10 protein-coding genes and 1 pseudogene are annotated in these 10,000 nt (G+C 69.1%); 5 read left to right on the top strand and 6 right to left on the bottom strand.

Annotated elements, in window-relative coordinates:
• Positions 1–27: 27 nt before the first annotated feature.
• Positions 28–1,062, top strand: a pseudogene (locus ACO1BU_RS01820) (ABC1 kinase family protein); the annotation flags it as partial.
• 4 nt (positions 1,063–1,066) lie between these two features.
• On the opposite strand, the gene ACO1BU_RS01815 reads toward ACO1BU_RS01820, so the two are convergent.
• The 4 genes from ACO1BU_RS01815 to ACO1BU_RS01800 are packed head-to-tail and all read right to left on the bottom strand — an operon-like array spanning position 1,067 to position 4,502.
• Positions 1,067–1,834: a DUF3891 family protein gene (locus ACO1BU_RS01815; RefSeq protein WP_424134181.1), complete on the bottom strand. Its 768-nt coding sequence runs from the start codon at positions 1,832–1,834 to the stop codon at positions 1,067–1,069.
• Between the two features lie 6 nt (positions 1,835–1,840).
• Positions 1,841–2,158 carry an AtuA-related protein gene (locus ACO1BU_RS01810; RefSeq protein ID WP_424134180.1) on the bottom strand — a complete coding sequence of 106 codons (318 nt, stop codon included), beginning with the start codon at positions 2,156–2,158 and terminating at the stop codon, positions 1,841–1,843.
• Complete coding sequence (locus ACO1BU_RS01805; RefSeq protein WP_424134179.1) at positions 2,155–3,516, bottom strand: acyclic terpene utilization AtuA family protein; 1,362 nt, start codon at positions 3,514–3,516, stop codon at positions 2,155–2,157. Before ACO1BU_RS01805 ends, ACO1BU_RS01810 begins: the two co-directional genes overlap by 4 nt.
• A 5-nt stretch (positions 3,517–3,521) precedes the next feature.
• Complete coding sequence (locus tag ACO1BU_RS01800; protein ID WP_424134178.1) at positions 3,522–4,502, bottom strand: Bug family tripartite tricarboxylate transporter substrate binding protein; 981 nt, start codon at positions 4,500–4,502, stop codon at positions 3,522–3,524.
• A 141-nt stretch (positions 4,503–4,643) separates the two neighbouring features.
• Between ACO1BU_RS01800 and ACO1BU_RS01795 the strand changes: the two genes are divergently transcribed.
• From ACO1BU_RS01795 to ACO1BU_RS01780, 4 genes are all read left to right on the top strand, one after another.
• Positions 4,644–5,540, top strand: coding sequence for a LysR family transcriptional regulator (locus ACO1BU_RS01795; protein WP_424134177.1), 897 nt, complete (start codon positions 4,644–4,646; stop codon positions 5,538–5,540).
• Positions 5,541–5,692: 152 nt separating this feature from the next.
• A complete protein-coding gene (locus tag ACO1BU_RS01790; protein WP_424134192.1) occupies positions 5,693–6,841 on the top strand; it encodes a Re/Si-specific NAD(P)(+) transhydrogenase subunit alpha in 1,149 nt (382 codons plus the stop codon).
• Positions 6,842–6,854: 13 nt separating this feature from the next.
• The gene (locus ACO1BU_RS01785) at positions 6,855–7,259 is read left to right on the top strand and encodes an NAD(P) transhydrogenase subunit alpha part 2 (protein ID WP_424134176.1); all 405 of its coding nucleotides are present in this window, start codon (positions 6,855–6,857) and stop codon (positions 7,257–7,259) included.
• Between the two features lie 4 nt (positions 7,260–7,263).
• Positions 7,264–8,679 (top strand): NAD(P)(+) transhydrogenase (Re/Si-specific) subunit beta, encoded by a 1,416-nt coding sequence (locus ACO1BU_RS01780; RefSeq protein ID WP_424134175.1) that lies wholly within the window; start codon positions 7,264–7,266, stop codon positions 8,677–8,679.
• Here ACO1BU_RS01780 and ACO1BU_RS01775 read toward each other — a convergent pair.
• Complete coding sequence (locus ACO1BU_RS01775; RefSeq protein WP_424134174.1) at positions 8,645–9,382, bottom strand: gamma-glutamylcyclotransferase; 738 nt, start codon at positions 9,380–9,382, stop codon at positions 8,645–8,647. The two genes, ACO1BU_RS01780 and ACO1BU_RS01775, sit on opposite strands and share 35 nt — an antisense overlap.
• 271 nt (positions 9,383–9,653) lie before the next feature.
• Positions 9,654–9,857 carry a 30S ribosomal protein S21 gene (gene rpsU / locus ACO1BU_RS01770; protein WP_043829268.1) on the bottom strand — a complete coding sequence of 68 codons (204 nt, stop codon included), beginning with the start codon at positions 9,855–9,857 and terminating at the stop codon, positions 9,654–9,656.
• Positions 9,858–10,000 lie beyond the last annotated feature (143 nt).

Below are 10,000 nucleotides of genomic sequence, written 5' to 3'. Positions count from 1 at the left end.
CCCGTGCGGGGCCCGGCGTGGTAGAGCAGGTACACGTATTGGGGGCGGGCGGCCGCGGCCGCGGCCGCCCTCGGCCAGGTCCACCGCGCCACGCTGCCCGACGGCAGGCTCGTTGCTTGCAAGCTGCAATACCCGGATATGCCGAGCGTGGTGGAGGCTGACCTGCGCCAGCTCCGCCTTGCGATGGGCCTCTATGCCCGCATGGACAACACGATCCAGCACGACGACGTCTATGAGGAGCTGCGCGAGCGGCTCCGCGAGGAGCTGGATTATGAGCGCGAAGCCGCGCAGCAGCGCATGTACGGCATCATGCTGCGCGACACGCCGGATGTGCTTGTGCCCTCGCCGGTCCAGGAGCTGACGACGAAGCGTCTGCTCACCATGAGCTGGCTGGACGGCCGCTCCATCCTCACGCGGCTAGAGGAGGATCCCTCGCTGGAGGAGCGCAACGCCTATGCCAAGGCGCTCTTCCACGCCTGGTATCTGCCGCTCTACCGCTACGGCGTCATCCATGGCGACCCGCATCTCGGCAACTATCAGGTGCGGCCGGAGGAAGGGGGCATCAACCTCCTCGATTTCGGCGCCATCCGGATCTTCCCGCCGCGCTTCATCACCGGCACGCTCACGCTCTACGAGGCGGTGCGCGACGGAGATAATGACAAGGCCGCGCATGCCTTCGAGCTCTGGGGCTTCAAGGACCTGAAGCGCGAGACGATGGAGGTCCTGCTCAACTGGGCCCGCTTCCTCTACGAGCCCCTGATGCAGGATCGCGTTCGCCCGGTGCAGGAGACGAATGACCCGGATTATGGCCGCAAGGTCGCGGCCGAGGTCCATGCCGGCCTCAAGCGTGTGGGCGGCGTGCGCCCGCCGCGGGAATTTGTGTTGATGGACCGCGCCGCAGTCGGCCTGGGCAGCGTGTTTCTTCGGCTGAAGGCCGAGATGAACTGGCACAACCTCTTCCACGAGCTCATCGAGGACTATCGAGAAGCCGACCTGGCCCAGCGGCAGGCCGCTGCGCTGGCGGAGGCCGGGGTGCCGCCGACGGTCACGCCGGCGGTCTGATCCGTCAGGCCGGCGCCAGTGTTTCGGCCAGCATGAAACGCGATGCGCCGCGCAGGTCGTGGCGCATCGCCTCCTCCTCGGTCCAGCGCGTCCCGGCGGGCAGGCGGATTGCCTCGCAGCGCAGCGTCAGCGACGCCTCGCGGAAGGGCCAGGGATCCAGTGACCAGCGATCCTTCGCCAGCCTCGTCAGCCGCAGCTTCCGGCTGGTTCCATCCTCCATGGGCGCTTCCCCCGCCATCTCCGGCCGGGCAAAGCAGAGCGCGAGTGAGATGGCATCCGCCACCGCCACCAGCGCGGCGTTGCGGTCCACCTGCTCCTGGGAGGCGCCCAGCTTCGCGGCCCATTCCTGCTGCATCGGGGTCTGCTCCGCCAGGTAGCGTGCCGCCGCCTCCTTATCGGCCTGCGTGTCCCGCTGCGGATTGGCGTAGCGCGTGTAGATCAGCGTGCCGTGGCGTGAAACCAGCAGCGCGGGCCACAGTCCCCAGGCCGCCCGCGCCAGCTCCACCCCCCGCGCCCAGCGCGGCGCATGCAGCGCGGCCCCGATCGCCGTGAAGGAATGCGGCAACCCCGTCGCCCGGTCCAGGGTCGGCGCCGCCTCCCAGGCCATCCAGGCCACGTCATGCTGCTCCGCCGCCAGGATCACCTCCGTGGCGGGATCCGGCCGTGCGAAGCCCGGCGCGCCCCAGGCGGCCATGATCTGGCCGGAGAGCAGGGCGTGGGAGGGCTGTGGGACGAGGAGGCGGAAGCCATCCTCCGGCTCTCGCAGAATCATGCCGCCTTAACGCGCGGGCGGCGCCTCGATTGCCATGCCCAGCAGCAGAAAGGACAGGGTCTTTCCGTGCCCGTCCAGGTTCAGCGCCCCGTTCACCCCGCCTTCCAGCACGTCGTCCAGCACGAAGTTGAAGCCGTGCAGCCGGGGCAGGTCGTAGCGCACCACCCGGGTTGCCCCGCGATGGGCGAAATGCGCCTGCACCCGCTCCGGCGTCACCTGCGCGGCCAGATGCTCGTAATGCGCCGGGTCGCGCGCGAAGAGCCCGATATTCAGCCGGTTGCCCTTATCGCCCGCGCGGGCATGCGCCAGCTCGTACAGGATCACGAGAGCACCTCCACCATCGGATGAACCCGTTCCCGCGGGACGAGGAAGGAGAGGGTCCGCACCCGGTCCACCACCCGCATCCGCACGCCCCCGCCGCCTGCCGGCCCGCAGCAGAGCAGAGCCAGCACCTCCCGCGTTGCCCGCTCAGCCGGAGCCCGGTTGTCGGTGGCCAGCGAAAGCCGCAGCCGCACCTCGTCCGGCTCATCCGCGCGCTGGCCCCGCAGCGCCCCGGAATCCCCCTCATGCACGCTGGCCACCCCGATCAGGTCCAGCCGAGCCCGGCCCTCCAGCCCCAGGCGCCGCGCCCGGTCCAGCAGGGTGCGACCCGCCAGCTCCGCCCGCGCCCGCGCATTCGGCCCGGCATAGGAGATCTCGCCCTCGCCCAGCCAGCCGCCGGGAAAGGAAACCGTGGCCTTCAGCCGCTCCGGCCGGGGCTTGCCGCGGCATCCCCGCACGCGGACCCGGTCCTTGCCCTCCTGCTCCAGCTCCACCTCGGTGATGTCCAGCACCACATCGGGGGTGAGGTAGGCCGCGGGATCGTGGATCTCGTAGAGGAGCTGCTCCTTCACCGTCCGGAGGTCCACCAGCCCGCCTGTGCCCTGTGGCTTGGTGATCACGAAGCCACCGTCTTCCGTCACCTCGGCAATCGGAAAGCCGGTATCGTCCAGGCCTTCCACATCCTTCACTCCGGGATCGGCGAAGTAGCCACCGGTGACCTGGCTGCCGCATTCCAGCAAGTGCCCGCAGGCCGTGCCCGCGGCCAGCCGGTCCCAGTCATCCTCCGCCCAGCCGAAATGCGCGATCATCGGCCCCAGTGCGAGCGCCGGATCGGAGCATCGCCCCGTGATCACCACATCCGCCCCCTGCCGCAACGCCTGCGCGATGGGCTGCGCGCCCAGATAGACATTGGCCGCGATGACCTTGTCCTTCTCCATCACCGCGCCCGGCTCGCCTTCCCAGGGCGCCAGGTCGTCCAGGGCATCAGTGCCCCGCACATCGTCGCCCTGGACAACGGCCACGCGCAGCCCCCCGACCCCCAACTCCTTCGCCAACCGCAGTACCGCGCGCCCCGCCGCCGGCGGATTGGCCGCGCCGCCATTGGTCACGATGGGGATGCGGTGCTCCCGGCAAGTGGCCAGGATCGGGCGCAGCAACGCCTCCAGCATCGGCTCATAGCCCGCTTCCGGGTTCTTCAGCCGCTCGCCCTGCGCCAGCGCCAGGGTGCGCTCCCCCAGCACCTCCAGCATCAGCGCGGCCGGGCCGCCCGCCTTCACAAGCGCGGCCACCACGGGAATGGGCGCATCGATCCGGTCCCCGGAGAAGCCGGAGCCGCAGCCAATGCGAAGCATCTCGGCCATGGTCCTCAATCCGCCTTGATATCCGCCGCGCGGATCACCTCGCGCCACTTGGCGATGTCAGCCGCCAAATAGGTGCGGAACTCCGATGGGCTCATCCCCACGGGCTCCAGGCCCTGGTCCACCAGCTTGGGCCGCAGCGCCTGGTCGTTCAGCGCCTTACTCAGCGCACCATAAATCTTGTCCAGCACCGGCCCCGGCAGGTTCGCCGGCGCGAATAGCCCATGCCAGGCCGAGACGTCGAAATCCGCGATCCCCTGCTCGATGGCAGTCGGCACCTCCGGCGTCCATTCCAGCCGCTTCGCCGAGGTGGCAGCCAGGGCCCTCATCCTGCCTTCCCGCACGAAGGGCAGCACCGCCGTCACTTGGTAGATCGTCATGGGCACCTGGCCCGAGATCACATCCGTCAGCCCCTGCGGGGCGGAGCGATAGGGCACATGCTCCAGCGGCGCCCCCGTCTTCAGCTTCAGCAACTCCCCCGCGAGATGGGAGGAGGTTCCGTTCCCCGCCGAGGCATAGGCCACGCTGCGCTGTGTCTTCGCCCAGGCTATGAATTCGGGCAGCGTCTTCGCCGGAACCTGGTTCCCCACCACCAGCAGGTTCGGCGCGTTGGTCACGAGCGAGACAGGGGTGAAATCCCGCAGAACGTCATAGGGGATGGTGCGGATCAGCGTCTGGTTCACCGAATGGGACGCGATCGACCCCATGCAGAGGTTGTACCCATCAGGCGCCGATTTCGCGACGGCGTCCGACCCGACGATGCCGCCGGCCCCCGGCCGGTTCTCCACCACGATCGGCTGGCCCAACTCCTCGGACATGCGGGGCGTGACCAGCCGCGTCATGATGTCCGTGCTGGTGCCGGCCGCGAAGGGCACGATCATCCGGATCGGCCTGTTCGGCCAGGCACCCTGGCCCAGGGCCGGACGGGCGAGGGCGGCCGCGCCACCGGCTGCGAGGAGCGAGCGCCGTGAAAGCACGGTCTGCGTCATGCGTGTTTCCTCCATCGGGCCGGCAGGCTTCACCGGCACACTTCTGTCCGCCGCCGCTTGGCCGGCCGCGCGAGCGCAGTTGAGCCTGCGTCCGGTCATCAGACAATTGAAAGGTTCGGATCGCTACCATAGAAAATCTATATGGAAGCAAGCCTCCGCCAGGCCCGCGCCTTCGTGGCTGTGGTCCGCCTCGGCAGCCTTACCCGGGCGGCGGAGGCGCTGGGCATTTCCCAGCCCACTCTCACCGTGCAACTCCGGCAGTTCGAGGAATCGCTTGGCCTCCAGCTCCTGGACCGCGGCGCCCGCGGCACCGTTCCGACTTCCGAGGGCCGTCGCCTCGCCCAGGAATTCGAGCGCCTGGTCGGCGATTTCGACCTGCTGGTCACCCATGCGCGGGACGTGGCCGCGAGACGCGTCGGCATCGTCCGGCTGGCCGCGCTTCCCTCTATCGGCGCCACCCTGCTGCCCCGGGTACTTGCCCGCTTCCGCGCAGCCTATCCTGGCGTGCAGATCCTGATCCGCGATGCCGTGGCCAGCCGCATCGCCGCCCTGGTCCGGGCGGGGGAGGTGGAGCTAGCCATCGGTACGGATGTGGAGGCCGATGCCGAAACTCTGGCCGAGCCGCTGATCGAAGACCGCATGGTGGCTGCGATTCGCCACGACCACCCGCTGGCGGGCCGGGCGGAGATCCCGCTGGCCGAACTCGCCACCGCCACCCTGATCTTGACCGACCCCGAGAGCAGCGTGCGCGTGCTGGTGGACCGTGCCTTCGCCAGCCAGGGCCTCACCGTCGTGCCGGCCTGTGAAGTCACCTATATGAGCACCGCGATCGGCTTGGTTCGGGCCGGGCTGGGCGTGGCGGTGCTGCCCTCCTCTGCGGTCGGCGCCGATTCCGTCCTGCGGGCCGCTCCCATCGTCGCCCCGGAGATTCGGCGGAGCATCTTGCTGATCCGCCGCGCCGGCCGGGCACTTTCCCCGGCGGCGGAAGCTTTCGTCACGACTCTTCGGGTGGCCGCTGGGGCACCGGCCGCAGAGTAGATCCACGCATCTGCGTTCGATTCTTGCGCTTTTCGGCCGGAAGGCGCGACAGGATTGCGCAGTGGGCAGGTGCTGCGTAACCGGTTCAGGCTTGCACCTTTTCGCACCTGCCGCGATCTTCGCCCGCCCGACGAAGGACAGGAAACGGAATGATGCGGCTTTCGGTGTTGAAGGAGCGCCGGGCGGACGAGTCCCGGGTGGCGGCAACTCCGGAGACCGTAAAAAAACTGATTGCACTCGGCTGCACGGTGGCGGTGGAGAGCGGGGCAGGCCTGACGGCCGGCCATCCCGATCCCGCCTATGCGGAGGCCGGCGCGACGGTGGCGCCCGACGCCGCTGCGGCGCTGTCGGGCGCCGGGATCGTGCTGAAGGTCCGCGCACCGCTGGCGGCGGGGGAGGGCGCGCTTGATGAGCTGTCCCTCATCCCCCGCGGCGCGCTGGTGGTCGCCACCATGGGTGCCGACAAGGACGCGGCCGGCCGCTACGCCGCCGCCGGCATCGATGCCGCGGCGATGGAGCTGCTGCCCCGCACCACCCGCGCGCAGAGCATGGACGTGCTTTCCTCCCAGGCGAATCTCGCTGGCTACCGCGCGGTGATCGAGGGCGCCGCCGCCTTCGACCGCGCTTTTCCCATGCTGATGACCGCCGCCGGCACCATCCCCGCCGCGAATGTCCTGATCATGGGCGCGGGCGTTGCCGGTCTCCAGGCCATCGCCACCGCGCGCCGCCTCGGCGGCCGCGTCTCCGCCACTGATGTGCGGCCGGCCGCCAAGGAGGAGATCAAGTCCCTCGGCGCCAGCTTCGTCGGCTATGAGGATGAGGAAAGCCGCGCCGCGCAGACCGCTGGCGGCTATGCGAAGCCCATGTCCGCCGAATTCCTAGCCAAGCAGGCTGAGGTGGTGGCCGGCGCCATCGCGAAGATGGATATCGTGGTCTGCACCGCCCTGGTCCAGGGCCGCCGCGCCCCGACCCTGGTGACGGAGGCCATGGTCGCCTCCATGAAGCCCGGCTCCGTCATCGTGGACATTGCCTCTGACGCGGGCGGCAACTGCGCGCTGACCAAGCCTGGGGAGGCGATTACCACCCCCAATGGTGTGCAGGTCCTGGGCTATCGCAACTGGCCCGCACGCATTCCGGCGGCGGCGAGCAGCCTCTATGCCCGCAACCTCCTGACCTTCCTGACCACCTTCTGGGACAAGGACTCCTCCAAGCCGGTTCTTCCGGCCGAGGATGACCTCGTGCGCGGCGTGATGCTGACGCGCGGCGGCCAGGTGGTGCATCCGAATTTCGCGGCCGGCTGAGGAAACCGACACAATGAACGCTGAGGAACTGGCCATCCGCGCCCAGGCCATGGCCGAGCGCGCCCTGGCCCTGGCCATGGAGGCCCGCGCGGCCGCCACGGAGGCGATGCCCGCCATCGAGCACGGGGCGGCCGCGGCCGAGCCCTTCCTGCTCCTGCTCACCATTTTCCTGCTGGCCTGCTTCGTCGGCTACCATGTGGTCTGGAGCGTGACGCCGGCCCTGCACTCGCCGCTGATGGGCGTCACCAACGCCATCTCCTCCGTCATCGTGGTGGGTGCCATGCTCGCCGCCGGCCTGGCCGATTCCTGGCTGGCCCAGGCCTTCGGCTTCCTGGCCGTGACGCTGGCGGCCGTGAACATCTTCGGCGGCTTCCTCGTGACCCGGCGAATGCTCGCCATGTTCCAGCGGAAGGGCTGAGGCCGTGGCGCATACCCTCTCGACGCTCGCCTATCTCGTCGCCTCCGTCCTCTTCATCCTCGCGCTGAAGGGGCTGTCCCACCCCAGCACCAGCCGCCGCGGCAACCTGATGGGCATGATCGGCATGGCGATCGCGATTATCGCGACGCTGGCCCAGCCCGGCATGAAGGTCGGCGGCATCGGCCTGATCATCGCGGGCCTCGCCATCGGCGGCAGCATCGGCGCCGTGGTCGCCAACCGCATCCAGATGACCTCGCTGCCGCAGCTTGTCGCGGCCTTCCATTCGCTGGTCGGCCTGGCGGCGGTTTTCGTGGCCGCGGCCGCCCTCTATGCCCCGCAGAGCTTCGGCATTGGCGTGCCCGGCGCCATCCACGGCCAGTCGCTAGTCGAGATGTCGCTGGGCCTGGCCATCGGCGCCATCACCTTTTCCGGCTCCCTGATCGCCTTCGCCAAGCTGGACGGCCGCATGTCCGGCGCGCCCATCCTGTTCAAGGGCCAGCACTACCTGAACGCCGCGCTTGGCGTGCTGCTGATCGTGCTGGTCGGCATCTTCGTCGCGACCGGCGGCCCCGCGCCGCTCTTCTGGCTGATCGCGATCCTCTCCTTCGCCCTGGGCTTCCTGCTGATTATTCCGATCGGCGGTGCCGACATGCCGGTCGTCGTCTCGATGCTGAACAGCTATTCCGGCTGGGCGGCGGCGGGCATCGGCTTCACCATCGGCAATCTGCTGCTGATCGTGACCGGGGCGCTGGTCGGCGCCTCAGGCGCCATCCTCTCCTACATCATGTGCAAGGGGATGAACCGCTCCATCCTGAACGTGCTGCTCGGCGGCTTCGGCGCCGATGCGGGCGGCGCGGCGGCGGGCGGTGGCGGCGCGGCCCAGCCCGCGCGCCCCGTGAAGTCCGGCAGCCCGGAGGACGCGGCCTATATCATGAAGAATGCCGGCAAGGTCATCATCGTGCCGGGCTATGGCATGGCGGTGGCCCAGGCGCAGCAGGTCGTGCGGGAAATGGCCGACCTTCTGAAGAAGGATGGCGCGACGGTGGAATACGCCATCCACCCCGTCGCCGGCCGCATGCCCGGCCATATGAACGTGCTGCTGGCCGAGGCCAATGTCCCCTATGACGACGTGCATGAGTTGGAGGAGATCAACCCTGAATTCGCGGAGGCCGATGTGGCCTATGTGATCGGGGCGAATGACGTGACCAACCCGGCCGCGAAGACCGACAAGGCCAGCCCGATCTACGGCATGCCGATCCTGGATGTGGACAAGGCCAAGACCGTGTTCTTCGTGAAGCGCGGCATGTCCTCCGGCTATGCCGGCGTGGAGAACGAGTTGTTCTACCGCGACAACACCATGATGCTGTTCGGGGACGCCAAGAAGGTCACCCAGCAGATCGTGCAGGCGCTGCAGAAGTAGCGGCGCCTGGCCCGCCGGGGACGTCCGCCAGCCGGCGGGCGACCTCGGCCTCCAGGCTTTCCAGCATGGCGTCGCGCAGCCCGTGGCGGCGCAGTGTCTCAGCCGCATCCAGCAGATAGGCAGCGGCCGCCCCATTTGGTCCACTGGCCCGCGCCAGGATGTCGGCGACACTTCCGATCGGTTTTTCCCCGACTTCCAGCGGGTGCCCGTGCCGTGTGGTGAAGCAGAGGGCACGGACAGGCGGTCCACCCGGGGCGCGGCCGCCATGCAACGTCGCCTCACGCCATTGCGGCTTATGAGATCCGGGGCCCATTGCCTGCCGCCAGACCGGCCAGAGCCGGCTTTCCACCTCCGGGCCGGGCAGATGCAGCAACAGGCCGGGGCAGGCGAGGGCGGGGGCCTCCTCCAGGCTCAAGGTCAGCCCGGGCGCGTCCGGCGTGCCGCGATCATGGATATCCCGCAGCGTATAGCGCCGGGCCAGGCCGGGCAGACGCGCCGGTGCCACAATATCGGGCCGGGCCTCGTCGTGTTTCCACATCAGCGCGTCATAGGCGAAGACCCAGATCCCGAGCCCGGGATCGCGGCCATGCAGGAAGACCTTCATTTCCGCGCGCAGGCGGGGCTCATCGAAGGCGGGAGCGGCCGAGCCGGGCGGCGATGGCGGAACGCTACGCGCGATCAGGTCGTGGGTCAGGGCGGGCATCAGGGCATCCGATGGATTCCCCGCGGGAACGCGCGGCACGGGCCGGGGTTCTCACCCGTCCTTCAGCCAGGGCTCCGAGCCGGCGGCTTACCGGAGCATGCGGACTGCATGGCCATCCGGAACTGCGAGATGTCCAATGGCGACAGGTCGGGACTGAAGCCCGGAAGCCGGACGCACGAAAGCCGCGGTTCGCGGGTGCCTCCCGCGCCGCGGCCTACGGCTTATCCAGTAACCCTCCCGCTATTCCCTTTCGGGGCAGGAAGGAAAGGGCTTAGAAGCCCTCGCGCTCCAGGCGCTTACGCTCGACCTTGCGGGCGCGGCGGACGGCTTCAGCGGCCTCGCGCGCACGGCGCTCGGAGGGCTTCTCAAAGTGGCGGCGAAGCTTCATCTCGCGGAAGACGCCCTCACGCTGCAGCTTCTTCTTGAGCGCCTTCAGCGCCTGATCAATGTTGTTGTCCCGAACGACGACTTGCACGCGGCAAAGTCTCCTTTCACAGGGGATAGAGTTGCAGATGGGTGAACGGCCGGATGGAGGCACTCCATCCAGCGAAAGCCCGGCCGTCTAACACGGTCCGGGGCACGGTTGGAAGCCCGAAACGCCATTCGGCGTGCCCCTGG

Source organism: Roseomonas chloroacetimidivorans (genome assembly GCF_049629625.1).
GTDB classification, from domain to species: Bacteria; Pseudomonadota; Alphaproteobacteria; order Acetobacterales; family Acetobacteraceae; genus Roseomonas; species Roseomonas chloroacetimidivorans.
The sequence above is the reverse complement of the archived record's forward strand: the minus strand, read 5'-3'. Positions and strand labels throughout refer to the sequence as shown.